This is a genomic window from Tateyamaria omphalii, from assembly GCF_014651375.1.
In the GTDB taxonomy this organism is placed as follows: domain Bacteria; phylum Pseudomonadota; class Alphaproteobacteria; order Rhodobacterales; family Rhodobacteraceae; genus Tateyamaria; species Tateyamaria omphalii.
On record NZ_BMWT01000011.1, the window covers coordinates 46,727 to 71,314 of the forward strand.

31 protein-coding genes are annotated in these 24,588 nt (G+C 54.3%); 12 read left to right on the forward strand and 19 right to left on the reverse strand.

Annotation, left to right across the window (positions count from 1 at the left end):
• Positions 1-65: 65 nt before the first annotated feature.
• From IE087_RS22435 to IE087_RS22450, 4 genes are all read right to left on the reverse strand, one after another.
• Positions 66-689 carry a LysE family translocator gene (locus IE087_RS22435; RefSeq protein WP_189371814.1) on the reverse strand — a complete coding sequence of 208 codons (624 nt, stop codon included), beginning with the start codon at positions 687-689 and terminating at the stop codon, positions 66-68.
• Between the two features lie 18 nt (positions 690-707).
• A complete protein-coding gene (locus IE087_RS22440) occupies positions 708-1,937 on the reverse strand; it encodes a serine hydrolase domain-containing protein (protein WP_308425491.1) in 1,230 nt (409 codons plus the stop codon).
• A gap of 150 nt (positions 1,938-2,087) precedes the next feature.
• On the reverse strand, positions 2,088-2,495 hold the full coding sequence (locus tag IE087_RS22445) for a VOC family protein (RefSeq protein ID WP_189371816.1): 408 nt from the start codon (positions 2,493-2,495) through the stop codon (positions 2,088-2,090).
• Complete coding sequence (locus IE087_RS22450) at positions 2,492-3,238, reverse strand: RraA family protein (protein WP_189371817.1); 747 nt, start codon at positions 3,236-3,238, stop codon at positions 2,492-2,494. The genes IE087_RS22445 and IE087_RS22450 overlap by 4 nt, the downstream gene beginning before the upstream one ends.
• Positions 3,239-4,097: 859 nt before the next feature.
• Here IE087_RS22450 and IE087_RS22455 point away from each other — a divergent pair.
• The 6 genes from IE087_RS22455 (at position 4,098) to IE087_RS22480 (ending at position 9,439) form a co-directional block, all read left to right on the forward strand.
• Positions 4,098-5,072: an alpha/beta hydrolase family protein gene (locus IE087_RS22455; RefSeq protein WP_189371818.1), complete on the forward strand. Its 975-nt coding sequence runs from the start codon at positions 4,098-4,100 to the stop codon at positions 5,070-5,072.
• A 76-nt stretch (positions 5,073-5,148) separates the two neighbouring features.
• Positions 5,149-6,090: a DMT family transporter gene (locus tag IE087_RS22460; RefSeq protein WP_189371819.1), complete on the forward strand. Its 942-nt coding sequence runs from the start codon at positions 5,149-5,151 to the stop codon at positions 6,088-6,090.
• On the forward strand, positions 6,087-6,983 hold the full coding sequence (locus IE087_RS22465; RefSeq protein WP_189371820.1) for a DMT family transporter: 897 nt from the start codon (positions 6,087-6,089) through the stop codon (positions 6,981-6,983). Before IE087_RS22460 ends, IE087_RS22465 begins: the two co-directional genes overlap by 4 nt.
• Positions 6,984-7,575: 592 nt before the next feature.
• Positions 7,576-8,016: a MarR family winged helix-turn-helix transcriptional regulator gene (locus IE087_RS22470; RefSeq protein WP_189371821.1), complete on the forward strand. Its 441-nt coding sequence runs from the start codon at positions 7,576-7,578 to the stop codon at positions 8,014-8,016.
• Between the two features lie 144 nt (positions 8,017-8,160).
• Entirely contained in the window at positions 8,161-8,922 is a 762-nt protein-coding gene (locus IE087_RS22475) for an alpha/beta fold hydrolase (RefSeq protein WP_189371822.1), read from the forward strand.
• A gap of 28 nt (positions 8,923-8,950) precedes the next feature.
• On the forward strand, positions 8,951-9,439 hold the full coding sequence (locus tag IE087_RS22480) for a RidA family protein (protein ID WP_189371823.1): 489 nt from the start codon (positions 8,951-8,953) through the stop codon (positions 9,437-9,439).
• 141 nt (positions 9,440-9,580) lie between these two features.
• Here IE087_RS22480 and IE087_RS22485 read toward each other — a convergent pair whose 3' ends face one another.
• The 11 genes from IE087_RS22485 to IE087_RS22535 all read right to left on the reverse strand — a co-directional run bounded on the left by IE087_RS22485 (position 9,581) and on the right by IE087_RS22535 (position 16,933).
• Positions 9,581-10,048, reverse strand: a complete 468-nt coding sequence (locus IE087_RS22485) for a hypothetical protein (RefSeq protein WP_189371824.1) — start codon at positions 10,046-10,048, stop codon at positions 9,581-9,583.
• Positions 10,045-10,632 carry a TetR/AcrR family transcriptional regulator gene (locus tag IE087_RS22490; protein WP_189371825.1) on the reverse strand — a complete coding sequence of 196 codons (588 nt, stop codon included), beginning with the start codon at positions 10,630-10,632 and terminating at the stop codon, positions 10,045-10,047. Before IE087_RS22490 ends, IE087_RS22485 begins: the two co-directional genes overlap by 4 nt.
• A gap of 275 nt (positions 10,633-10,907) precedes the next feature.
• Positions 10,908-11,069: a hypothetical protein gene (locus IE087_RS22495; protein WP_189371826.1), complete on the reverse strand. Its 162-nt coding sequence runs from the start codon at positions 11,067-11,069 to the stop codon at positions 10,908-10,910.
• Between the two features lie 23 nt (positions 11,070-11,092).
• The gene (locus IE087_RS22500; protein WP_229801545.1) at positions 11,093-11,761 is read right to left on the reverse strand and encodes a glutathione S-transferase family protein; all 669 of its coding nucleotides are present in this window, start codon (positions 11,759-11,761) and stop codon (positions 11,093-11,095) included.
• Positions 11,762-11,790: 29 nt separating this feature from the next.
• Positions 11,791-12,642, reverse strand: a complete 852-nt coding sequence (locus IE087_RS22505) for an alpha/beta fold hydrolase (RefSeq protein ID WP_189371828.1) — start codon at positions 12,640-12,642, stop codon at positions 11,791-11,793.
• A gap of 63 nt (positions 12,643-12,705) precedes the next feature.
• A complete protein-coding gene (locus IE087_RS22510) occupies positions 12,706-13,101 on the reverse strand; it encodes an MAPEG family protein (protein WP_189371829.1) in 396 nt (131 codons plus the stop codon).
• A gap of 29 nt (positions 13,102-13,130) precedes the next feature.
• The gene (locus IE087_RS22515) at positions 13,131-14,144 is read right to left on the reverse strand and encodes a haloalkane dehalogenase (RefSeq protein WP_229801546.1); all 1,014 of its coding nucleotides are present in this window, start codon (positions 14,142-14,144) and stop codon (positions 13,131-13,133) included.
• Positions 14,145-14,170: 26 nt separating this feature from the next.
• A complete protein-coding gene (locus tag IE087_RS22520; protein WP_189371830.1) occupies positions 14,171-15,190 on the reverse strand; it encodes a zinc-binding alcohol dehydrogenase family protein in 1,020 nt (339 codons plus the stop codon).
• Between the two features lie 57 nt (positions 15,191-15,247).
• Positions 15,248-15,997 carry an SDR family oxidoreductase gene (locus IE087_RS22525; RefSeq protein WP_189371831.1) on the reverse strand — a complete coding sequence of 250 codons (750 nt, stop codon included), beginning with the start codon at positions 15,995-15,997 and terminating at the stop codon, positions 15,248-15,250.
• A gap of 5 nt (positions 15,998-16,002) precedes the next feature.
• Positions 16,003-16,242: a YgaP family membrane protein gene (locus IE087_RS22530; RefSeq protein ID WP_189371832.1), complete on the reverse strand. Its 240-nt coding sequence runs from the start codon at positions 16,240-16,242 to the stop codon at positions 16,003-16,005.
• Between the two features lie 64 nt (positions 16,243-16,306).
• The gene (locus tag IE087_RS22535; protein WP_189371833.1) at positions 16,307-16,933 is read right to left on the reverse strand and encodes a carboxymuconolactone decarboxylase family protein; all 627 of its coding nucleotides are present in this window, start codon (positions 16,931-16,933) and stop codon (positions 16,307-16,309) included.
• Positions 16,934-17,042: 109 nt separating this feature from the next.
• Between IE087_RS22535 and IE087_RS22540 the strand changes: the two genes are divergently transcribed.
• The gene (locus IE087_RS22540; protein WP_189371834.1) at positions 17,043-17,936 is read left to right on the forward strand and encodes a LysR family transcriptional regulator; all 894 of its coding nucleotides are present in this window, start codon (positions 17,043-17,045) and stop codon (positions 17,934-17,936) included.
• A 78-nt stretch (positions 17,937-18,014) separates the two neighbouring features.
• Here the strand turns inward: IE087_RS22540 and IE087_RS22545 are convergent, their stop codons facing one another.
• Complete coding sequence (locus IE087_RS22545; protein ID WP_189371835.1) at positions 18,015-18,743, reverse strand: DUF1330 domain-containing protein; 729 nt, start codon at positions 18,741-18,743, stop codon at positions 18,015-18,017.
• A 144-nt stretch (positions 18,744-18,887) separates the two neighbouring features.
• Here IE087_RS22545 and IE087_RS22550 point away from each other — a divergent pair, with 144 nt between their 5' ends.
• From IE087_RS22550 to IE087_RS22565, 4 genes are all read left to right on the forward strand, one after another.
• Positions 18,888-19,763 (forward strand): LysR family transcriptional regulator, encoded by an 876-nt coding sequence (locus IE087_RS22550; RefSeq protein ID WP_189371836.1) that lies wholly within the window; start codon positions 18,888-18,890, stop codon positions 19,761-19,763.
• A 125-nt stretch (positions 19,764-19,888) separates the two neighbouring features.
• Positions 19,889-20,608 carry a DUF1330 domain-containing protein gene (locus IE087_RS22555; protein WP_189371837.1) on the forward strand — a complete coding sequence of 240 codons (720 nt, stop codon included), beginning with the start codon at positions 19,889-19,891 and terminating at the stop codon, positions 20,606-20,608.
• Between the two features lie 71 nt (positions 20,609-20,679).
• Complete coding sequence (locus tag IE087_RS22560; RefSeq protein ID WP_189371838.1) at positions 20,680-20,883, forward strand: hypothetical protein; 204 nt, start codon at positions 20,680-20,682, stop codon at positions 20,881-20,883.
• A gap of 402 nt (positions 20,884-21,285) precedes the next feature.
• A complete protein-coding gene (locus IE087_RS22565; protein WP_189371839.1) occupies positions 21,286-21,486 on the forward strand; it encodes a DUF427 domain-containing protein in 201 nt (66 codons plus the stop codon).
• A gap of 64 nt (positions 21,487-21,550) precedes the next feature.
• Here the strand turns inward: IE087_RS22565 and IE087_RS22570 are convergent, their stop codons facing one another.
• The 3 genes from IE087_RS22570 to IE087_RS22580 form a co-directional block, all read right to left on the reverse strand.
• Entirely contained in the window at positions 21,551-21,943 is a 393-nt protein-coding gene (locus IE087_RS22570; protein ID WP_189371840.1) for a DUF4345 domain-containing protein, read from the reverse strand.
• A 12-nt stretch (positions 21,944-21,955) separates the two neighbouring features.
• Positions 21,956-22,462, reverse strand: a complete 507-nt coding sequence (locus IE087_RS22575; RefSeq protein ID WP_189371841.1) for a redoxin domain-containing protein — start codon at positions 22,460-22,462, stop codon at positions 21,956-21,958.
• 1,227 nt (positions 22,463-23,689) lie between these two features.
• On the reverse strand, positions 23,690-23,911 hold the full coding sequence (locus IE087_RS22580; protein WP_189371842.1) for a hexameric tyrosine-coordinated heme protein: 222 nt from the start codon (positions 23,909-23,911) through the stop codon (positions 23,690-23,692).
• Between the two features lie 105 nt (positions 23,912-24,016).
• Here IE087_RS22580 and IE087_RS22585 point away from each other — a divergent pair, with 105 nt between their 5' ends.
• Positions 24,017-24,457, forward strand: a complete 441-nt coding sequence (locus IE087_RS22585) for a MarR family winged helix-turn-helix transcriptional regulator (protein ID WP_229801547.1) — start codon at positions 24,017-24,019, stop codon at positions 24,455-24,457.
• The last annotated feature ends 131 nt before the right edge of the window (positions 24,458-24,588 follow it).

A 24,588-nucleotide genomic window follows, 5' to 3' on the forward strand; every position in this document is an offset into this window, starting at 1 on the left:
AGACAACCTTTTTCAAGCCAATGGAATGAAAGGCCGGCGGAGATCAAACACCCTTGCGCGCCCGCTCATTGCAAGCGCGCTGTCACCACTTTGAAACTCGCAAAGGAAAACCCAAGCGCGAATGCACCTTCGAACCATCTGCGCAATCCTAAGTATATTTTGGTCATTGATGGCGCAGAGAACAGGAGCGCGTATCCTGCATAAACAAGCGTGGCTTGGAACCCAACAGCTGCGACAACGATTGCAAGTTCCACCGCACTTGCATTGGATGGAATGCCAATAGAGTACATTGCCCCGAAGAATAGGATCGACTTAGGGTTCGTAATGTGGATGGCGAGACCGCGCAGGACAAGAGCGGTCGGCGTCCCGTTGATTGAGTTGACCACAACGTCCTTCCTTGACAATGCGGATCGAGCAGACTTCCAAGCCAGAAACAAGAGATATCCCGCACCCGCATAACGTATAATCTCAAAAACCCAGCTGTGAGCCAGCATGATGGCACCAAGCCCGAGGGCGGCGGCTATTGACCACGCCAGAGAGCCCGCCATAACCCCTGCAGTAAGAAGAAGGCCGTCCTTGCGTCCTCTGGCCATTGAGGTTCCAGCAATTGCGAGCGACGCAGGCCCGGGGCTGAGACTGGCGGCGAGGGCCATAAGAAGAATTGCAATCAAATTCACATCACCGATCATTCGTTTTCCTTTTTTGATTTACGTTAAATTGAGCGCGCTGATGAGCCGACCTACAATCCGCTCACCCAGGTCGGTTCCTCCTTCTCCATAGTTTCCTGCAAAGATCGTGACTGAAAGTCCCAATTCCGGGAGGACATGGATAGACTGCCCGCCCCAGCCCGACGCACGGATCACGTCGTGGCCGCTCAAAAGCGTTCCTGGGAACCAAAAGTAGCCGTAACCATAGACACCCGAATGGCCCCAAGGGGTATCGCGCACATGGCGAGAAACCGATGTTCGAATCCAATCGAGGGGCACGACTTGGCGACCCTTCCACGCGCCGTCATGCAGGACCAGCGAACCGATTTTTGCGAGATCCCGTCCGCGCATGCGGAGGCCCGCCGAAGCACTTGGGAAGCTGTCAGGCCCCCAAGCGGGTGGCAGGCTCCACTCATAGTCTGTGATACCAAGAGGTTCGAAAAGCGCCGTCCGAGCAAAATCTGGAAAAGCCTCATCGACGAGGTTTTCAATCACGCCAGCTGTGAGTTCGGTCAGGCCGCTGTTATATGTCCAACGGCTACCCGGCGTCTCGAGCATGCCCTTGGAAAAAACGAAATCAACTGGGTCGGGTCGGGTCAAAAGCCGAATGAAATCGTTCCGTTCGTTGTAGGGAACAATTGTCTCATTCCAGACCAATCCAGCAGTCATCGTCAAGACGTGATGCAGTGTAATCCTATCCAGGTGATTCCCGTAATCGTCTCTGTATGGAAGGAGATCTGTGATTGACTGAAAGAGCGCTTGTTCCGAAGCCCCTGCAAGGGCAATTCCGAGGAGAAGTGAAGTGACACTTTTTGTGACGGAACGAATGTCATGCCGCGTTGCGGGGCCGTGTTCCACGACGCCGAGCGGTTCTTCGAATGCCCAATCAAGGCCCGGTCGATAGTGTTCGAGTACGAGCCGCCCTCGATGTTCCACCAGGACCGCATGAATGTTTGGAAAACTGACACCTGCATCGATTGAGTTAGTCAATTCGCGAACCATTTCCGGATCGAGGTTGGCTTCAGTCAGGCTGACAACTTGCCATCCGTCGTTTATCGTGGCGGGGGGTGTTACGGCATCTTGTGCCTGAACCAAATGTGGCAGGAAGGCCGACGCCATTCCACCAAGTATCAGTCTTCGCGAAACCGCTGCTCGAACGCTTTTCCGACAAGGGTCGATATCAGTATTGGGTCTTGTTGGAATATCATCGCAGTGTCCCATAACCGTCATCGACCATGGCCCAGATAAGAGAAGGTCGAACGACCGATCTTAGTGATCACATCGTTCTGGGCAATCGTTGGAAACACGATCGTTAAGCTCAAAAGAAACGCATGAACCATGATCAGAGGGCCTTTCACGAGCACTTGCACCGTTGTGTGTTTACTCATCGACGAACCGATAGCTTGAAATCTCAATCAGATTTTCGTCCGGGTCACGAATGTAGATTGAAACGATATCCCCTTGCGCACCCGTTCCAGGCACTGGACCGATTTCAATGTCGATTTTGAGCGCCCGGAAGTGTTCAGTGAGTTGCGACATTGGCCAAGAGGTAACGAGGCAAATATCTGCGCTGCCTGCCGTTGGGCGCCCTGCTCCGGGTTCCCATTCCTTTCCCACCTCGTGGAGATTGATTTTTTGTCTTCCAAAGGCCAGCGCCCTGCCGCCCTCCTCGAATTCTACAACCTCCATTCCAAGCGCAGTGCTGTAGAATTCACACGTTTTAGCAACATCGCAAACCGTGAGAACAAGGTGATCTATTTCGATGACTACCTGAAGCACTTCGTTCATCTTGCCAACCTCTTGTAATCTTGCATCTTGTTGTGGAAGCCAGCTTTAGCTGTTGGCCAGATGTGAGCTGTATTGAGCGGCAATATCGAATCAAGTTGATGCCCAGAGAGAAAGAGAACTCCGTCCTCGTCGGCAAAGACGATGTCATTGTCGGTGACTGCAGCCTCGCCAATAAATGCAACCGACCTCGAATCTCGTAGTTCGTGCTGGCGGTTTGTTGGAAAGGCGTTTGGAACTGGGCCGCAACTGAAAACGGGGAATCCCATTGTCCGCAAAGCCAAATGGTCACGGTGACATCCCCAGACGATGAACCCTGACGCCCCGGCCGCCATTCCTTCAAGAACCAAGAGTTGACCAAGACATGCATGGTCCACGCGTCCGCGATTATCGACCACAACCACGTCGCCGCGTCCAATGCCATTAAATGCCTCAAGAAGCGAGCTTGCGTCCCGAGGATCACAAACGAGTTTTGCTGTCCCCAAACAGGACATTTCCGGGTGAATGCCCCTGACCGTCGACGGAGCACGACGTACGAAAATCTGATGGCTTTCACACGCCGACGAGATGGCCGATGTCGTTGTTCTGGGTATAAGCAAGTCAAGCGCACTTAATGACACCTTGGTTCCTCCCAGGATCGACTTCGATGTACTCAGTCGTGCAGACTTTAACTCAAGTGACCTCCATGTCTGGATCGAAAGTTCCAATCCGGAACTTTTGAGAAACTGATTTTCCTTGAAGCGCACCGATGCGTTGGCGTGAGCGAGCCGATGTTGAGCATCATTGTACGGTAGGGATCTACGAAAAACGAGCAGCTAGAACCGGACACCGGAAAGCCCGAAACCAAGCACAAAGAGCCTTTCCAACAAGCACCTCAGTTGCATATGGAAGCACGTCATTTTTTCGGTTGATAATGGCAAAGCCTACCCGAAAAACTCAAAGCAACTCTGTATCGCGACAGCCGCGACAACGACTGTAATTAGTTGCGCAACAGTGGCAGTGGTTGGCACGCCAAGCGAATAAAGAGCGGCAAAAGGCAGGACTGCTTTCGGGTTCGTCAGGTGGAGCGCTATTCTCCAAACCTTACATTGGAGCAATCTGCAGCTGTTTCTCAACGAGTGCTGAGCTGCCCAGTTTGAACAAAAAATATCAGGCACACCGTTCCAAAATAGCACACCGCCTCGAAGGTCCAGACATTTGTCCTCATGACGGCGGCCAAGCCTGGTGCTGTCGAAACAGACCGGACGAGAAAGCCGATCATTTAACGCACGACACCGCCAGTCGGGCCTTCGAACCTGCTCGCATCGACGTATCTGAGGTGGCTAAGGTTGCTGGCCCGGGGCTCACAACTGCGACAAACACTGCCTGAAGAATGAGGGTAGAAACCGATCTCATCCGTCATTTGATTTACATGGCCCAACAGTTGTCTTGATCTCGCATCCTTACTGTAACCCACTGTTCATCTCCGAACCGGTTCTTCAAATGCACAGGTTTCGATTTTTGCGAGATATTTGATCGCCACCTATGGGTGTACTACGGCAATGAAACGTCCCGCTCATTCCCGAGTGGCAGACGCACAAATAGCTACAACGCAGGGCGCAAATTATGCTCCGTCTTATTCTCTCGCTTGCCCTGTTGACTTGTGCCAATTGCTACAATCAAAATCAGGCCGGAGTGACTATTGTAGTGCTTCAATCCGATACACTTCGAAAACTGCAGCTTACAGTTTGGTTTCCAACTGAACAGACTGACACAATCGAATTTGCTGGAAACGCGGTGTTCGTGGGATCGCAGGCAGTTGTTGACGCGGTTCCAGCGGAAGGTCCGCGTCCCTTGGTGCTTTTGTCACACGGTGGGTATCGCTCTGCAAAGGATAGCGGGGCTTGGCTTGGCGCACGTTTGGCACGAAACGGCTTCATAGCCGTGGAAGTTAACTCTCCAAATCTCAATGATCCGGAGTTCGCGATGCGCGAAATCCGGGTGCGTGCTGAAGATCTTAGACGAGCTCTGGACTTTTTACACTCAGATGATGCTTGGAGCCAACGGATTGACTCAGATCACACTGTCGTCGTCGGTTTTGCGCTTGGTGGCACTGTCGCGCTCAGAGTCGCCGGAATGTCACTGGATGCTGATCGGGTAGCCGCCGAATGCGACCCAAATGTAGAGAAGCCCCACGCCGATTGTGATTGGTTAGGTGCCATTCTGGCAAACATTTCCGCGGAGGACCATCGCGACCTCGAGACAACGGTTCGCGACAATCGTATAAACGGAGTAGTCGCAATTGCGCCGGAGTTCCTTCAGGCAGTTGTTCAGCCAACCCTGTCAGGATCCACCGAAGTGCAGATAGTTGAGTTGGGACAGTACCCAACTATTCCAATTCAGGGCGTCGATGCCAATCAAAGTTTCATCCCGGCTTCTGCGCCGATGGACGTTTTTCCTCTCTGCAGGCCAACAGCAGTCCAGTTGCTTAAGGAAGGTGGCGAAAATCCAGAAATCTGCTTCGCTGTCCAGTTTCAACGCGAGTTTGTTCATGGCCGCATTTTTGAGTTCATAGTGAAGTTTGTCATCTCAAGAGTCTGATCAGACACACACAGCGATCAAGACCTTCGACTGAGGCATTGGGCAGCACGTCACATCAGTAGAGCGGAGAAGTAAGATGACGAGTGGTCAATTGCGCGGTCTGATCTGGGCGTTATCCTTTGTATTGCTGGAGGCAGTGCAGGCAGTGTTTTTCGGCGGAGTCTTCCAAAGCTACGATTCCTTCCTTGTTGGCGCGGCGGTCTTTGGCACTACCGCCTTTGGAACGCTTCTGTGGGCCAACGTGTTTACCCCCTCTCAACTCCAGATTGCATGGGCAAACAGCAGTAGTCTTTTAGGATTGAACCTATCAACTGCGGTTGTTTGGGTCTCCTATTTCTATGCATTGCAACTCATCGAGCCAACTGTAGCATTCACAATCTTCTCCGGCTTGATACCTGCGACCATAGTTGTCGCGTCGATCATGCGAGTTCCGGAAGCATCAGGGTTGCGCAACAAAGTTGAAGCCCTGGGCCTGGCGATAGTAGTAGCCGGTGTCGTGTATCTTGCAGCGATCACCTTGCTTGGGCGCTCGGGCTTCGTCAGAGGCAACACAATTGCGGCTCTCATCGGCGTTGTGCTTAGCGTCATATCTGCCATCAGCCTGGCATTCATGATGATCTATAGTCAGCGGTTGGATCGCCTGGGGGTCGCCCCGTTTGCCCAGTACGGTCTAAGATTCCCACTATATGTGTTGATCGCATTGTTGGCAGTTGCGTTTGGGCTCGATGACAAGGGGGGCTTTGAGCCCATTGGCCTATTATTCATCGTTCTTGTCGGGGTAGCTGTCATCGCTTTCCCGGTATTCGCAATGCAAAAGGCTATCTCCCTGATGCCATCATTGTCTCTTGCGGCAGTTACTGCTCTGGGACCTCTTTTCGTGTTTTTTTTGCAACTCATGGAAGGTCGGGTGGCATACGCGTCCGCGACGATGACGGGTCTGGCAGTTTACTTCGTTGGCGCAGTGCTTGCGGCGTATGGGGGTAACGCACCTTCGCGCGCAGGCAAGAGGAAGTCATGACCGAAGCGCCACCTAAATATCGAACTGGCTTTGCTGTGATGGCCATTGTCACTGCTGTGTTGTTCTTGTCTCTGGGCGACGCCATAATAAAAGTTACAGGACTTGGCTTACCACTTTGGCAAATGTACGTCCTTCGATCGGCATTGGCGCTACCGATCCTTTGCGTGCTTGCGTATCGCGCTGGCAAAGTATCGTTTGAATCCATTGGATGGGTAGTTGTGCGCTCGCTTCTGTTGGTCGCAATGTGGCTTTGCTACTATTCGTCTTTACCCTTTATGCCCCTCTCCCTCGCTGCTGCGGCGTACTATACGGCGCCGATCATGATCACTCTGCTCGTTGCGTTGCTGAACCGACGAAGGCCGCCTAAAGCTGTGATGACAGCAGTCGTTTTGGGCTTTGCAGGAGTTCTTCTGGTTCTTCGACCGGACGCTTCAGGATTTAACTTAGCGACACTGCTGCCGCTACTTGCGGCGCTTCTTTATGCATGCGCAATGGTCCTAACCGCTCATAAGTGCAGAAAAGACAACCCGTTTGCACTGGCACTGGCACTAAACATTGCGTTTATCCTAACAGGTGCGGGTTTGGGTGTTTTTGCAGGGCAAGACGGTTCGTTCATCTTTGGCCCGTGGCAAGAGCTAGACATGAAGCTCTTGGGTGTTGTCGCCATGCTTTCCGCAATAATCCTTGTTGGCAGCGTCGGAGCCGCTCTTGCATATCAGAACGGTCCGCCCGCTACCGTGGCAGCGTTTGACTACAGCTATCTTGTTTTCGGCTTGATTTGGGGCGCCGTGGTTTTTCACGAACTGCCTGATGTACTCTCATTTTTTGGTATTTCCGCAGTTGTCTGCGCGGGAATGCTTTCATTGCCTCGTCAACAGCCAAAGGAAACCTGATCGACCGCAGTGGCACAGCGGGAGGAAAAGGCCATCGGAAAGGCAAGATCGGGCTCATTTAGGTCGAGAGCTATCAGCAAGTCGGACAAATTAAGAGACTCGTTTGCCGAGTTCCAGTTTTCCCAGGTTTTGGCATTTGCTAGGCGCTCACCACCGAGACTGTTTTGGTCCGGGGGTCGTTGTCGCCGTCCAACTGGCTTGAATTCGCATATGCCGGACAGCCAACTTTGGCCATCTGCACAAAAACTGTTTTCTCAGCATCTGATCCTGCTCGCAAAGTATGCGGCCAAATTACCCCGTCAGTAAGCTCTTCTAGGATTTGCCGTTGATGCTTCTAACGGCGCTACGCACCACCAAAGGCATCGACTGTGGCAGCTTGCTGACCCAAAGCCCTGGCATCCGACCCAACGGTTCAATTTTTGTGGTCGAGCCACATTCCCGCCATTCGCCGCATCTGTAAAATGCGGGACAGCGTGAACTTAGCCAACGCGAACTTTCCGTTCGCTCGCTACAACCGCGCGAAAGGCCCCTATTGTGCCGGAAGTCTTAGCCTACTAGAAAAAAGTGCACGATATTTCGAGGAACATCTGCATTGCCTGATGGATCAACACCCCAAGCGCCACTGCTGCAAGATCAGCTTTGCTTTGCACTCTACGCCACTTCACGCGCGTTCACCAAGGCCTATGCCGATCTCTTGGGAGACCTGGGCGTGACCTATCCGCAATACCTGACCCTTCTCGTTCTTTGGCAGCATGGTGACCTAGCAGTGCAACAGATCGCGGAGAAACTGGAAATCGAAGGTGCAACCGCGACGCCAATGATCAAACGCATGGAAACGCTTGGCCTTGTCACACGAACCCGCAGCAAGAAAGACGAAAGATCCGTTGTGGTGTCCTTGACAGATGCCGGTAAAGCGCTGCGGGACAAAGCTGGGGATATTCCTGAACGCTTGGGCTGCATCGTCAACGTGGACGGCGATCAGGCGCAGAGGTTGATCAAAGAGCTGAACGCCATCCGTCTTGGAATGTCTTGACGGCCTGACCCTCGGGAGGTCGGCGGCATCTCAAAGTACAAGTGCATCCCAGCCAAAAATGTAGCCCCCTAATTATTTGTAGACTCTATCATTGAGATGGCTTATTACTTTGCACACTATTTAATAGCTCACAAGGATAAGCAAATGACTATCAAAGCTGCCCTGACATCCGCGTTCGTTGCCGCAACCGTGTTGACGAATTCCGCATCAGCCGACGGTACCCAGCTGACGGCGAAGTCCGTGGTCCTCGTTCATGGCGCTTTTGCCGACGGCTCGGCGTGGTCGGAAGTCACACCCTTCTTGGAACAGGCCGGACTCGAAGTGATCTCGGTACAAAACCCGCTGGACTCACTGGCTGGTGATGTCGCCTTTACCGACAGAGCCATCAGCCGCGCAAAGGGTCCCGTTGTTCTCGTTGGCCATTCCTGGGGTGGCCAAGTCATCACAGAGGCCGGTTTGAACGACAAAGTTCAGTCGCTGGTCTACGTCGCCGCCTACGCACCCGATGCAGGTCAAAGCCTTGGTGAAGCAGCTGAGTTGGACAAGTTCCCAGCCCCCGGGATCGCGGCCTTGCAACAGGACGAGGCCGGCTATTTCTTCCTACCAGATGACGCGATGGCAAACCTGTTTGCACATGACGTACCCAGAGGTGAAGCGGAAATCATGGCTGCTACGCAAGGGCTTCTGAACAGCAAGGCCCTTGGGGAACCGGTCAGCCATGCAGCCTGGGAGCACAAGCCCAGCTTCTATGTCATCGCGGGCGAAGACTACATGACGCCGACAGAATTGCAGCGTCAGTTTGCCAAGAAAATCGGCGCCATCGCCCGAGAAGTTGATGCCAGCCACGCCGTCGCGGTGTCCCAGCCCAAATTTGTCGCGGATATGATCATCGAAGCCGCGAAGTAAAAATTCCCAAAAAAGAATGGATCTCAAAATGAAGAACCGTATTGCTTCGGCCACTGTTGTACTGGCTATCTTGGCCGCCAGTGCAGCACCCGCCGACCAAGCTCGCACCGGTATCTATCCGGAAGGCAACATTCCGATCGCGCCATACACGCCGGGTATCAAGACCGACAACGGCTTTCTCTATGTGGCCGGTCAAATCCCGTATGTGAAAGGCGCTCTGCCAGCCCACGCTGCTGACGGCGAGAACGACATCCAAGATCAATCAAAGATTGTTATGGAAAACCTCAAGGCTGTGCTGGACGAAGCAGGCTACAGTTTCAATGACGCGGTGCGCACGACGGTCTATCTCTCCGATATCTCGCTCTATGGCGGGTTCAACGAGGTCTACGCAACCTACTGGAATGAAGGCGACATGCCACCATCCCGCGCGGCAATCGCGGTCAACGCGCTTCCCGGCGGTAAACCTGGGGCGCCAATACTGGTTGAAGTTTCGATGGTGGCCTACAAGTCGAACTAGTATCAGGACCGATTGATTTCGGCATGGCGGCATGCTTCACCGTTCGACAAACGGGCGGTGAACATGGCTGACCTCTTGTCGCTGACCAACGACACCCAAATAGTACGTCCCGAGCCCTCTTCCCCGCGTCCCAGGCAAGCCTCACGTTGACGCCAGGCGCGTGTTGAGCGGGATGAGCCACCACACAATCAGTGAGGCGACAACCATTTCGACCCAAGCCAAGGGAAGCGCGATGGCTAAGATGCCAAGAGTCGCCATGTTCATGTTGTAAAGGCCCAGCCAAAGGATCACGAAAACTGCCAGCCAAACTCCGGTGCCATAGAGGACGGCGCGGAAAGCGCAGGCCCCAAACACCCTCATTGCCATCCAAGGTAACACTGTCGCAGTGAGAACCATGACCGTATCCCAAAAGCCCCAAATCATGAACACCGGGAGATTCATTGGAGCGACGTCTGGCACCATCGGAAAGGCGTCTCGCATCATTGGCATCACAAAAACGAAATAGCGAAAAACTTCCGAGACATTGATCCAAATGAAGTTGGCAATAAGCGCCATCTTAAACGACGCGAAACGACTGGTGGCAACCGGTGTCTGAGCAATCATACTCATTTCAAGTTTTCCGTTAGGAGAGTGAGAAAGTTCTGGACTGCCTGACGCAACTCATCGCCGTCGCTCACACTTCGCGACATGGTCCACAAGCCGTTTGTAAAAATGACCATGACGTTGGCCAGTTGGATCGCCTGTTGAGTGTCGAGCTCGGGTGAAGTGTTTTGCAGGTTCGAGGCAAATCCCCGCCTTAGCCTGCTGTTGTGCAGGGCCACCTGTTCCATAACTTCGGGGTCATCTGGTGCAACCTCTGTAGCGGAGTTAGCCACAAAGCACCCGTACCCAGGGAGCCCCATGCTTTCGCCCAGTGAGATTTGTCGTTCAAAGTAGTCTGCGACGCTTTCCAGGGTTGCACCCGGCGCCTCCACCACCTTGAACGCGGGTGTCACAACGGCCGTTTGGTACCTGTCGAAACAAGCTAAGAACAAAGTCTTCTTCCCACCAAAACTGGCATAAATGCCATGACGACTGACCCCTGTAGCCCTCACCAGATCGTCCATCGACGACGCATGAAAGCCGTTAGCCCAAAAGTGCTGAAGCGCGCGGTCGGCAAGTTCTTCGGAGGTGAACGACGTGGAGCGTGGCATTTGAACACAGTAGCAGAATGATCATTCTGATACAAGCAGACTACATTGTTTAATGGAGACTGGTGGCCTCTCCGCTCCAGCAACTTCCGAAGAATTAAGTCGCATGCCTGCAGCGAGGGTCCGGTTTGACGGGGCGCATCACAGCACGGGCTGCTACGAGTGAATCACGGCTTAGGGTCAGTACCTACCGATGCGCAGGACTGCAGCCAATGTTCGTGATGGAGAACTCGAAATCAAACTCCGATGGAACCTCGAGCGCTGTCCGAAGTGATTGGTCAGAGCTGTGTCAGGGAATTGGTCCCAACACCAACAGCGTACTCGCCCGCCTTCTTCTCATCGAGATCGGCTGCCACCTCTTCCAGAATGCGGCGCATTTCGGGAAGAAGTTTTTTGTTCGATCGTTCGCGACAGGTTGCAAGTTCAACAGTCGAAGACAAGATGATACTCCTGTCCATTCATTTCAGGAACCAACGCCGACGGTGGCACCAAAAAAGCCCTTCATCCGCGTTTCCTCTGGTTTGTCGCCGAGTATTTCGACGCCTGTGATGTAGGCATCCATTTGTCCCAGCCGCTCGTACCAGCGCTTGAGGTTGGGCATGTCAACGAGCGGAATTTGCGCCCGCTCAGTCATGCGAACCCAAGGCCAAATGGCCATGTCGGCATTGGTGTGCTCGCCCGCTGCAACCCAGTCCTTGCCTTCTAGGCCGCTGTTCAGAACACTCAGAAGGCGCAGAACCTCTGCCTGGTAGCGTTTGGTTGCGCGGGGCATTTCATTGCCAAAAGCAACGGCGAAAACGAGGAGCTGACCAAACACTGGACCAAGGCCCGCCATCTGCCACATGAGCCATTGCAACGTTTCAGACTTTTTCTGCACATCTTTGGGCAGGAAGCGTCCGTGTTTCTCAGCCAGATGCATCAGGATCGCGCCGGATTCGATCACGGTGAAACCATCATCGACCAAGACCGGCACCTTGCCGTTCGGATTGATCTTTAAGAACTCAGGCGTTTTCTGTTCGTTCTTGGAAAAATCAAGATGTACCAAGTCATAGTCCAGACCTAGGGATTCCAGCAGAATGGTCACTTTGTAGGGATTGGGTGTTGAGTCGGCGTAAACAGTGAGCGTCATCATGGCGTTCCTTTTTGTGATTGGTGGCAGCGTCAGGCTGGCGCACTGACAAATGGTTGGACGGCGGAAAGCCATTCATCCGGTGCATCCTGTGGAATCCAATGAGAAGCGTTTCTGACGCGAACCAGCCTGGCCTCCGGGATGTCGTTGGCAAGGCGTTCTCCATCCGAGATGGGTTGCCAAGGGTCGTCTTCGCCCCAGACAAGCAACGTTTTCGCAGAAATCTTGTGGTGACGCCCAACCAACATGGTCGTGTGGCTGGTGTTCAGGCCTGATGCATTGCGCGCGAGGCTAACTTTGCCTGCATCAGTGATGTAAGGCGCAACGATGCCTTCGACGAATTCTTTGGTTAGGCGCTCCTTGCGCGACAGGCCATCATCGAAACCACCGACTAGAAACTCGCGGATCTCTGCGTTAGGCCTCCGCGCCCAGTCTGGATGACCAACGCTGATCATGTCGTCTATGGGCCAACTATCATATGCAACAGTATTCGAGAGCACGAGCTTGTCCACACGCTCGGCATTTTCAATGGCCATGATGAGAGCAACACCGCCCCCAGTGTCATGACCGACCAACGCGGCGTTGCTGATGTCCAGCGCGTTCATGAGTGAGACGATCATATCTCTTTGCGCGCGCAGGGATCGATCGAACAGGTCCCGCTGATCAGACATACCGTGCCCGATGAAATCCGGAGCAATAACACGGTTGGTTTTGGCCAAACGATCCAAGACCTCGTGGTAGAGGAATGACCAGGTGGGGATGCCGTGCATCACGATCAGTAGCGGGCCTTCGCCCAGGTCCGAATAAGCGATGTCGATCGGAATGTGCGCAACAGCATCAAGCGTGATGTGCTTCTGTCTGGCTACAAAATCTTCATGCTTCATTCCGCGGCTCCTTCAAAATCGAAAGGTCGGGCCAGCATCATGCGGCCCGACCCGAATGTGACATCAGTAGCCAATGAAGAAGCCGGCGACGTAGAAAGGCAGAGCAAAGAAGCCCAGCGACCAAACCATTGTGCGGATCGGTACAAGGCCCATCGCGTAGGCTGGCAAGTAGAGCACCCGCGCAATCATGAAGGCGATTGCCGCGTACTCGGTCCAGGCATTGGAGACACCTTCGATTTGGCTGACGATCACCAGGGGCGCAAAGACCGCAACGGCTTCGGTCCCGTTCTTCGCTGCGCGACGGAGGCGGCCCGCCAGAGGCGTTTCCTCAATTGGCGTTTCCCGATTGGACAAGCTGTAAGCGCTGCCTTGGGAGGCAGACATGTTGAGCTGTTGAAACAGGATGGTCAGGTAGGTCATGATGCCCGCGACAAGCAGGGCCCATAGTTCGATATTCATGGTCTTGGTCTTTCTGTTTTATGTGACGATCAGTATGCGTTGCGGCGAAGCCAGTCGTGGATGCCTGCCCCGATCAAGTCGGGGTGGTCTTCTTGGAGGAAGTGCAAGCCACGCCCAAGGAAGCGGACTTCCAGGTTAGGCACGTTTTGCACCATGTAAGCGACGACCGGTTCGGGGGTCAGAACACCGGGCGTGGAATAGAAAAGCAGTTTCGGAATCTTGCTGGCGTAGAGCCATTCGCCGTTAGCGACGATCTCGGTCGTCGTGGTTTCGGGCTCACCGCCGATGGGAATCTCGCGTGGCCATTGCAGGGTGGGCAGACGGCTTTCGCGCGTCGGGTATGGCGCTCGGTAAGCGTCCATCTCCTCCTCTGTCATGGCGCGTGACACGCCAAAGTTGGGCAGAACCTCTTCGACAAAGAAATTCCCGTCCAGAACCATTTGCTCGCCCTGCCCGGGTGTGCGCAGGGCGCGGAACAATTCGCCGGTCTCGCCCATGGCTTCATAACTCGGGACGGGCATCGAGGGTGGGACAATGGCTTCCATGAAGGACATGGCGCGCACGTTGTCCTGGTTAAGTCGCGCATAGCGCATCCCCAGGGCAGATCCCCAATCGTGAATTACGAGAGTGATATCGCTTAGTCCGAGGGCTTCAATAAAACCGTCGAGATACGTTGCATGTTCTTCGAAAGTATACCCGATCTTGGGCTTGTCGCTGTCGCCCATGCCGATCAGGTCGAGGGCAATCGCCCGATAATCGCCCTGCACGTAAGGAATGATATTCCGCCAAAGGTAAGATGACGTCGGGTTGCCATGCAGAAAGAGAACCACAGGGCCATCACCTTCATCGACATAGGCCATTTCAGAGCCATTCACCGAGATCCGCTTCTTTTCAAACGGGAACCTAGCCGAGATTTCGAGGCCATATGGCGCATTATCCGTGACGGTCCGGGCTTGAGCCATCGGCGCCGGAAGCGTGACACCAGCACCAGCGGCGAGAACGGCAGTTTTAAAGAGATCGCGGCGATTGATTGAACTGTTCATGGGAATGGCCTTTCAGTGTGAATGGATCAGATTTGGGGTTTGCCGAGAACAGTTTTGCCCACGGCTTTGCCGCTCTCTGCGATCGCGTGCGCCTTGCGCAGCGTCCCAACCGTGAGAGGCCCCAAATTCTTAGTCGCCGTGGTTTTCAGGGTGCCGTCTTCGATCATCGCGGCGGTTTGCCCGAGATAGATGCCTTGTTTGTGCATATCCGATGTACTGAACATTGGGCGGGTGAACATGAACTCCCAGATCAGCGCGACGGACTTCGTCTTGAGAAGGGAGATGTCGATCTTTTGGGCGTCCGGGTCGTCAATCAGGACAAGTTTGCCCTGAGGCTCAATTATGTCTGCGTAGGCTGGAAAATGCGTTTCGCTCGCTGTGAGGCCCGCGATCAGATCTACTTTGATCTTCTTCCTTTCGAGCTGTGCCTTCATATCACGCGCATGATTGATGATGTGATGTGCACCCATTTCCTTGACCCATTTACGGGTCTTGGGACGGGACGCCGTAGCGATAACGGTCAGGTTGGTGAAATGTCTCGCCAACTGGATCGGGATGGAACCGACACCGCCTGCGCCGCCGATGATCAGCAGGGTTTTTCCCTCCCCACCGCGATGAGTTAAACCGAAGCGATCAAAAATGATTTCCCAAGCAGTGATCGACGTTAGAGGCAGGGCTGCCGCTTCTTCAGCCGTGATATTCGTCGGTGCTTTGGACGCAATCCGTTCATCAACGACCTGCATCTCAGCGTTGGACCCCTGGCGCCCCAAGGCACCCGCGTACCAAACAAGATCACCGGGCTGAAGCTCGGCAACTCCGGGTCCGGTTGATAAAACCCGGCCCACCGCGTCGAACCCAAGCACATGGTGCCCCTGCTCGAGAGGAGGGAGAACTTGGCGTAGTTTGGCATCAGCGGGGTTCACGGACACCGCCTCGATCTCCACCAGCAACTCACGTTCCTTGGCAACCGGTTCAGGGAGGTCGATCACCTCAAAGACATCATCATTGTCGACGGACAGGTTCTTTGAAAAGCCAATGGCGCGCATGATTTTGGACCTTTTGAAATTCGTCGGCTCGCCATGGCAACGCCTTGTACGTCTGGATCAGACCTGGGCGTGCCCGCCATCGACGGCGAGTTCGGTGCCAGTGATGTAAGCAGCCTGATCGGACGCGAGGAATGTGATGGCGTTGGCGATATCTTCAACCGTGCCCATGCGAGCGAGTGGCACCTGACGGACAAACTCCTGCTTCACACCTTCGATCTGCTCAGGCGGAAGTCCAAGGCGGTCCATACCTGGCGTTGGGATGGGACCAGGAGAGACAACATTTGCCCGAATACCTTTCGGCGACAGCTCGGTTGCCAAGGAGCGTACCAGGCCGCGGAGGGCCGCCTTTGACGGGCCGTAGACCGTCATTGCGGCAAAGCCTTTTGATCCTGCGGCAGAGCCGAGGAAGACAAAGGAGCCGCCGTCGCGGACGTGAGGCAGGGCCTTCTGCGCGGTGAAATACGCGCCCTTGAAGTTCCGATCGAGATCTTCGTCAAACAAAGCCTCGTCCATCATTTCGAAAGGCCGCACGACCGCACCGCCTGCAGCGGCGACAACAATGTCAATCTTGCCGTACTTGGCCGCGACGTCTTCAACGAAGGAACCAATGGCTTCGACAGAGGTCATATCGACCGACTTGCCCAGAACATCTCCGCCGATTTCAGCCTTTGCGGTGCTCAGCTTTTCTTGTGAACGGCCGGTGATGGCGACTTGGGCACCCTCGGCGGCGAACATCTTGGCGGTCGCAAGTCCGATGCCGCTGTTGCCGCCTGTAATGATCACAGATTTTCCGGCGAAACGTGCCATGATACTCACCCACCTTTCCGGGTGGATAGACCCAACATGTAGTACATCCCGCACCGACTCACTGCGCCGGTCATCAACCACGCAAGCCCGAAGATCGCCATCATCGTTGCCAACCACATGGGCACGGCCGTGGAAGTGACAAATGGGAGAAGTGTGAGCGCCAAGCCTGAGATGATGCGGAACACGCGATCATAGAGACCAACATTCGGATTGAAGCTGTAAGTGAAGAGACGGGACAGTTGCATTGGAGTTCTCCTGACGATTTTTCATTGCAGGGAGGGAACGGGCATGCGCCCGTTCCGGCCGCCCTTATTCGGCGGCTACTGCAGCTGTGTGAACTGCGCGGTCCTCGCGGTAGGGCAGATCGGCGGTGAGTGGTGCGAAAGCCTCATCCACCGGTGTCATTGCGATCTGATTGGCATAGTTCGACATCACCTTGGCTGCCACGCAGGCCACGACATCCAGTGCTGCCTGACGCGAGAAACCAGCGTCGATGAAGTTCTGAAGCTGGCTGGACGCCATGCGGCCTTGATTGCGCAGGACGAGCAGCGTGAAATCACGCAGGGCCTCCATCTTCGGGTCTTCGAAGACTTTGTCCTGGCGGACGGCATTCAGTTGCTCATCGGTGTTACCGAAGATTTCCATTTTGCCAAAGGCGGTGTGACCGGCCACGCAATATTGGCAGGCATTGGCATGGGCTACGCTGGTTTGAACGATGTTGATTTCCTGCGGACTGAGGGCTGCGTTGGCCAACAGATTATTCTGGGTCTGCCAATAGGAGGTCAGCAGAGCGGGGCTCTCGGCGAGAATGCCAGCGAGGTTCGGAACCATGCCGAAATTCTCGACATACCAGTTGATGGCTTCCTTTGACGGATCAGGTGCGGTCTCCGCTGTATGGATCGGAAAGTCGCGCTCGGTGACGTTGGCGGCGGTCATATTTGATCTCCTGTTTGAGGTTGCAAAGCCAAGGTAAGTCGATCAAATTCGAACCGACACAGCCAATTTTGCGTTGGGCATGGCTCAAAAATGCACCAAGGGATCGACAATGCGGAATGATTGGAATGACCTGCAGATTTTCCTGGCATTGGAACGCGGAGGCACTGCCCGAGCTGCCGGGGCACGCCTAAAGGTCAGCCATTCAACGATCTCGCGCAGGCTCGACGCCATGGAACAGCGCTTTGGTACCAAGCTCTTCGATCGCACCCCGGACGGGTTTGTGCCCAACGCGTCTGGTGCGCGCATTCTGGCACGTGCGCAGCAGATTGAGGCTGAGATGATGGAACTGGAGCGCTCCGTTATAGGCAGTGACATTCGGCTTCAAGGTGACATACGTCTGACCGCCCCACCGCCGGTAACGGAATACGTGTTGCTGCCGATGCTGGAACAGTTTCAAAAAGACTACCCGCTGATAACCATCGAGCTGAATTCGACATATGGACAGGCCGATCTCTCTCGGCGTGATGCCGACTTGGCTATTCGGTTTTCCGATAAGCCCGACGACTACCTCGTGGGCCGCCGGCTGCCGGAATTTCGGGAAACGGTATTTGCTTCGCCCGAATACATCTCTCAACATTGGGACGGGGACACGCCGATAAGCCCCGAATGGATCGGCTGGCACGAAGATGGCCCGTTGTCGCTTCGCGCGCGCAAAGAGAACTTTCCAAAGGCGCCGATCAAATGGAGAATGCCAAACCTGAGTCTTCATGCCCGAGCTGCAGTTCAAGGCATGGGAATGGCTTCACTCCCTTGTCCCATGGGTGACTCGATTCATGGCCTTGTTCGGGTTCCGGGGGCAAAGCTTGTTGATTCTTATCCGGGCTGGCTTCTGACGCATCCTGACTTGCGCCGCATGGAACGGGTTCGTGTTTTTGCCAAGTTCCTGCACGAGGAAATCAATGTGCGATCGGACTTCATCGGCGGAACGCAGGAACGGCACTGAAAAGGACGCTCTCAGCGCCGCTGAGAACGTCCCCTCTCTGGTCAAGTCAGTCGGGCCCGAAGACCCTTGGGCCAAACATCACTCGACAAAGTAAGTATTAATCAGCTCCAGTTCCACAAAGGCCGGGTTGCGGTAGGCTTCGATGTTTTCGCGGAAGACGGTTGTCTCGGTGAACTGTTCGAAGTGGGCCGCCGAGGGCCAGGTTGCCAGTCCAGCAATCGGACGGAAGTAACCGTTGCGTTCACTTTCCACCGGTTGCATTAGCATCGCGTCGACCCGGCCATATTCCAACGCGGTCGGAATGACATTCTGGAAGAAGGTTTGCAGTTGGTTCGGTGTTTCCGGTCCTGCCGGGATGCCTGCAAAGAACTCATAGACGACACCGTCTTCTAGGGTCAGCTTCACGTCCTCTGGGATGGTGAAGAAGCCCAATGTGAAGTCACGCATGGCTTCCGCCCGCCGGTCCAGGACGGCAAGATTGCGTGGATCGGTGGCAGCCGCCTCAAAGGCGTCCATTGAAGGCCATTCCAGCAGCATGATGTGCTGGGGCGTGTAGTTACCCTCTTCGACATCGATGGTCTCAAAAGTTGCGACCAGGCGGCCACCTGCGTCTTCGATAGCAGGTAAAACGGATGGAAAAAGCTCGTCCATGAACACGTTGCGGTGCTCATGCTTGGCATCCACCAGGGCGATGGAAATGATTGAGCCGCTAGAAAGGTTTTCAGTGCGGCTTTCTGCGAAAGCAGATGAGGTTAGCGCCAAGGCTGAAGCAGAAGCGGCCGCGACGAGGTATGTGAGTTTTGTCATGTTCAGGTCTCCAAATCGTGGATCGAAGCGGGAATGCGTCGATGGTTGGTGACCGCAATTTGGTTGACACAAAATGATTGCGCGAGTGAAGATATTGGCGATACCCGGTTCAAAAATGATCCAGGCGCACTTCGAAGGATCTCCATGAATTTTGATTGGGACACGCTGAGAATTTTTCTTGCAACGCATCGAGCGGGCAGCTTCAGAGCCGCATCTGAAGTGCTTAAGAGCGGACACGCAACCGTTCGGCGTGCCATCGAGCGATTAGAGGACTCACTGCAAACTCGGGTCTTCGAACGGTCTGGTACAGGACTGCGCCTGACATCTGCGGGCGAGTTGCTGCTTAGTCACGCCGAGCGCGTCGAACGTCAAACATTGGAGATGGAACGACAGCTCTATGGTCAGGACAATATCCCTCGCGGTCGCATCACTGTCAGCATACCGCCATCTTTTGCGGGTGCATTTTTTGCACCTATATTGGCGGGCTTCGCGATGGAGTACCCCGAGATTGATGTCGATGTGATCGCGACGAACGAAATCTCCGATTTGGAACGTCACGAGGCCGATGTTTCGATCCGGGCCGCGCGCCGTGTGGATGACAATGTGGTCGGCCGACGTCTTGTAGATTACACGGCTGCAGCATTTGCCTCACCAGACTATCTCCAATCAGTTGGAACGCCTCAAATCGGTGATGGCAGCAATGCAGAATGGCTGGGGTGGGGCGACGAAGGGTCTTGGGTCAAGACCACTCCATTCCCAAATGCGCCTCAAAGACACTCGCTGTTTGAAGTGTTCATGCAGATAGAGGCTGCGGCAAATGGTATGGGAATGGTCTGGATTCCGGCGTTTCTGGGCGACGCTGATAACCGCATCGTCCGCGTTCCCGGAAGTGATGCAAGACAGGACCGATCGCTTTGGCTTCTTCTGCACAGCGACCTGAGAGACACGGCCAGAGTACGCGCATTTGTTGACTATTTCGCCGACCAGATTGCAAAAAACAGGCGACGATTTCAGAGCTGATCATTCAGCAGCGACATGGACCATTATTGCAACGAGCCGACCACAATATTGTCTGTTTTGGTTCGTTTTTGATCTTCTTAGGTTCTCTTTATCGCCGCTTCGGTGACAAACCTATGGAGACCCACATGCTTTCAATAACACGCCGCTTTTTTTCGGCATTTGCCGCCACCGCCCTGCTCGCGCCTGGTGCCGCGTTCGCTCAAGAGAAAACCATCATGCTCGATTTCGTCGTCCTCAACAACGGCGTCGAACTGCAAGAGCGCATCGACTACGAAGAACTGATCCGCCCAGTCACGGAGCGCCACGGCATGTCGGTGTTGCACCGTTACAACCTCGACGCCCATCTCGACGGTGCGTTGGAAGATGCGGCCCGGCTTCTAGTCTGGGAAATGGACAGTCCTGCGGCTCTGCAAGCCGTGCTGGAAGACCCTGAATATGTGCCGCACACGGGTCAGCGCGATGAAATCCACAACATGCGTGCATTGACCATCTACATGGGTGGTTCGGCTCTGGATGAAGGCCAGATCACGGATGCCGCTGTTCTGGTGGATCTGGTGGTGATGAACGAGGGATATGGCGCGGAAGAACGTGCTGAATATGAAGCATCCATCGAGCCCATTGCCGAACGTCACGGTCTGACCAAGATTGCCACCTTTCCCATCGGCGCCAAGGCCGCTGGACGTGGCCCAGACGAGCCGCTTCAACTGAACCTCTGGCGAGTGGAAGACCCCTCAGGTCTTCAGGCGCTCTTCGCTGATCCGGAATTTGCAACGCATATCGACCGCCGCAACGAGTTGCACAACTTCGATGAGCTGACACTGTTCCTCGCGTCACCGGGCAACTGATCGCCAGCAATGCCAGGCCGGGCGGCGCGCACACCCCGGCCTGAAATTCCTGACCGACATTGGAGTAAAACATGCGCACCTTGGACGAGGCTCTTGAAATTAGCATTGAGCGGAAGGGCGGCGAAGACGCTGTCTTCGACAGTTTTGAGCCGTCGAAATCATCAGGTTCGATTGCTGCAATACCTGGCGATCGGAAGCTTGCAAAGATGACCCCGCGCGATCTTCCAAGCAGGCTTCAACTGGAAAGTTGTCCACCGAATGTGGTCGGGTTTTGAGGCCACATTTGCGGGGTTCAACGTCGGAACCAAGGTCATGATGAGCTATGAATGTTTTGATAAGCTCTGCAAGGACACATCGACTGTACGCTACCCTCAAATATCTAGTCGGTGCAAAGCGCAATCAATGAGTGGTCGGAGGAGTCCGGTCGGTCTTTGAAGGAAATAAGCCGCATCATGACGATCAGTTGCGGATCACCGACCTGCTTCCTCAATAGCGCAAGAAGACACCCGCCATGAATGTCGAATTTGACCCGTCTTCGGTGACCTTGGCAGAAAACACCATCCACAATCCAGCCGACAGCTTCTGGCTGAGAGTCATTCGGCAATCCGTATTCTGGAAATGGGATATCGCCTCTATGATCCCGTGATCTATTTCTCAAAGAGCCCATCATCGCGCCGTTGGCCATCTCGCAAGCAAAGAAGACGCGCTGCCCCCTGGAGGGCGATGCCACTTACTACAATCTGACAGACGGCAGCGAAAAATTGCTCGCGACCAAGACCGCGTACAGCTACGATCAAACTTTTGAGTTCGCTAAGGGTCTAAAAGGTCTGATCGCGTTTGAGCCGTTATTGGTGACGGTCATCGAAGCCGCAGCCTGAGGGGAGGACCGCGCAAGAAAAGACCGCATTGTGAAAAAGGGCGCGGCTTCAACGGGTCAGATGGTCAATGTCGTGCGGCCTTGGTTTCTCTTGCGACCCGTGCCTGCAGGGGCAATAGCAATGGCAACGCGAGTTCCAAATACATACCGAACTGCATTCCCACTGGTGGACTGCCAAGCATGAACCAGGACCACGCTCGGGCAATGCCGCCGACGAAAAGGCTCAAGATGATGATCCTGAACAGGGTGGTCTTACGTTCGATCCTTGGAACCATCCACAAGATGATCGCGGCGAGCGCAAGATACCACGCCGATTGAAATCGGAGTTGGCTATCGATTGCAGCGGTTATGTTCTCAACTGGCAGAAATCGCTCCGCCCCGACAAACAGGTTCAATGCGCCGAAGCCAAGTGGGATGATGGCCAAGAAGATCAGAATTGTTTGGAGAGCTTGTCTCATGGGTGGCGTACCTTAATTTGAAAGGGCTTTCGCCGCCGCAACAACATCCTCAGCACTTGGCCGTGTTTGGTACCCTTTGTGGCGAAGCATCTCTTTGACAGTTCCATCCTTGCCGACAAACACCACAGCAGCATGTGGCACGCCGACAGACTTACCTCCAGGTTTTACGCCTTTGTTCCGCAGATCGTACGCGTCAATGGCGGCAGACCCTTCGTCGGACAGCAAGTCGAGGTGGACGCCGGTTTTCTTGCGAAACGCCTGCAGTACTTCTGGTGCATCGTATGTCAACGACACCACGTTCCAACCCAGCCCTTCCAAGTCGTCGCGCACCTCATTCAGCAACCTGATCTGCTTCTTGCAAAACGGGCACCAACCAAGTGAGCGAACAAAAGCAACGGCGACGCCGTTGTCGCCCATAAGGTCAAAGAGCTTAAGGGCGGATCCTGTATCATCTTTCAGATCATTGTTTGGGGCCAAAGCTCCGACCTCTGGGCCAATGGGTTCTTCTTGCTTGGGCATTTCGTCCTCCGCGCCGTTATTGATCGTGCACAGGCAAAGTTGGATTGTTCGTGAACACCTTTTGCAGAAGGCAATTCGCAGGGCAGTACCTGTATTCCAGCAAGTTATTTCGTTCGCGGATGCGACAATACAGGCAATCTTGCGGTGCCTATGGTTAAAAAATGCACCAAGGTGCTCTGCCTTTGCTGGGAGCCGGACGTGCATAGTGCAAGATCAAAGGCTCGCTTTGCCCTGCAGAATGTGAGCTCGGCCGGTTACGGATTTCGCGTCAGCAGCTCATGTCCACAATGCGGACTGCGACTGGAGAGAACCAACTATGTGTCGAATGCTTCTTATGGGTCGTACTCACCAATTGTAGCGGACTATCAACCGTCGACTCTTTTTGTAGGCAAACGGGGTTTGGACAAGCCAAACACCCCAGCCCGCTCAGAGGGAGATCGTTCCAGCCCGTTCGGTGCACAACCGAAACGCACTTGCACCGAGCGGTGATTGCAATCTGATACCCGCCAGTGGCAACGGTTGTGTCCGTCATTTGGTATCGCAACCCATCGCGAAGCTTGCGCGCGACAAGGACCAAGCCAGCCTCGGACCGCAGGTGAATGACCTGCCCTGCCCCACCTCTTGGCGAGCTATCCTCAGGCCGTGGAACGGTGCAGGTCCGGGGTCATTCAGAGGTACACTGCAAACAAGTGCCCACCTCCCTTGCTCATCGATATCTCAGCACGGGATGCAAACCTGGTTCCATCCTGTCATGCTACGACCGGGTGATCACAAATCTTGAGATTTGTTTGGGTCAAGGGAAGATGGTGTTCGGCCATGACAAAGCCCGTTTGCCACAATTGTGCAGCAAACGCGGCTCTGGCGCATCAGATTATCCTTGGTCAAAAGCCTAGACGACTGGGGGCGGACTGGCTGACGGGAATTGGAAGCGCAAAAACGACGCTACACCGTGCAGTCAGGCCCATGTGTCCAAAAACACAAAACGATCTGTCATCTCACAAGAGTGTAGAATGATACATAGTTTTGCCTTTTCAGTGTCGTTAAGTCATTGATTTTAATGCTTAGTGGTTTTTCGCAACGCACAAGGCTCACCCTTTGCAAGTCAACGGACTTGCATCAAGCAATTGAGGCCAGGTATCGGACATTCTTCGTTGATGCAGAAAATGGCAGCTAAGGGCAAATATCGGCCAAGTCCCTTTGTTGCGTGTTTCAGTCGCGGTTCGCACCTCAACGCCAATAGTTGTTTGCTTGGGCGACAGTTTGAAAATGTGTCGCAACAACGTGTGATGCCATCGTTAAGCTATCAGCGTTGTGAGCGTAGTCTGGCCGCATCTTACTGCGCGCTGCGTCATCAGGTTGAGTTATTTTAACCGCCATTCGTGCGAGCTTGATAGCCAAATCAAACCCTTCCTCTGGGGATGTGGTTTCTAAACTGGGCAACCAGGACATGATTTCTCCTATTTATGTCGCATACGATATAAATATACAATTGAGGCGCACACTCATTTATGTCAATACTTATATCGCGCGCGATGTAAAAATCAGGAGACTCCCTTGACAGTTAATGAGGTTCCAACACGTGCAGAGGACATGTTCTGCTACGGAATTTATGCTGCTTCTCATGTGATTAACCGCGCATATACACCGCTCTTGAACCGCCTGGGATTAACTTACCCGCAGTACATTACGCTCACCCTGTTGTGGGAAAGGGATAGGCAAAAAGTGACTGAACTTGCAGGGAAACTGCGGATGCAGACCAGCACTCTAACACCACTGCTCCAACGTCTCGAAACACAAGGCCTAGTCAAGCGAAGCCGGGACAAACAGGACGGCCGCGCGGTCATAGTTAGTTTAACGGATCCAGGCCGCGTTCTTCAGCGCACGGCGCCAGACATCACCGCATGTATGATCAAGGGCACGACACTCAGCTTGGTGGAACTAAAAAGACTGCAGCATCTTCTGACGAAACTAACCGCTGGGCTGGATCCCAAATAACGCCGCGACCCGAACTTCTATCAAAATCGAATAACGGTTTTGTCCGCGCGGCGGTCACCAATGGGCTCAAGAACATGTCCGCAGAATGCTGAGAGGACCAGTAATCCGGTTCCGGCAGCCAGGCGCAGGGT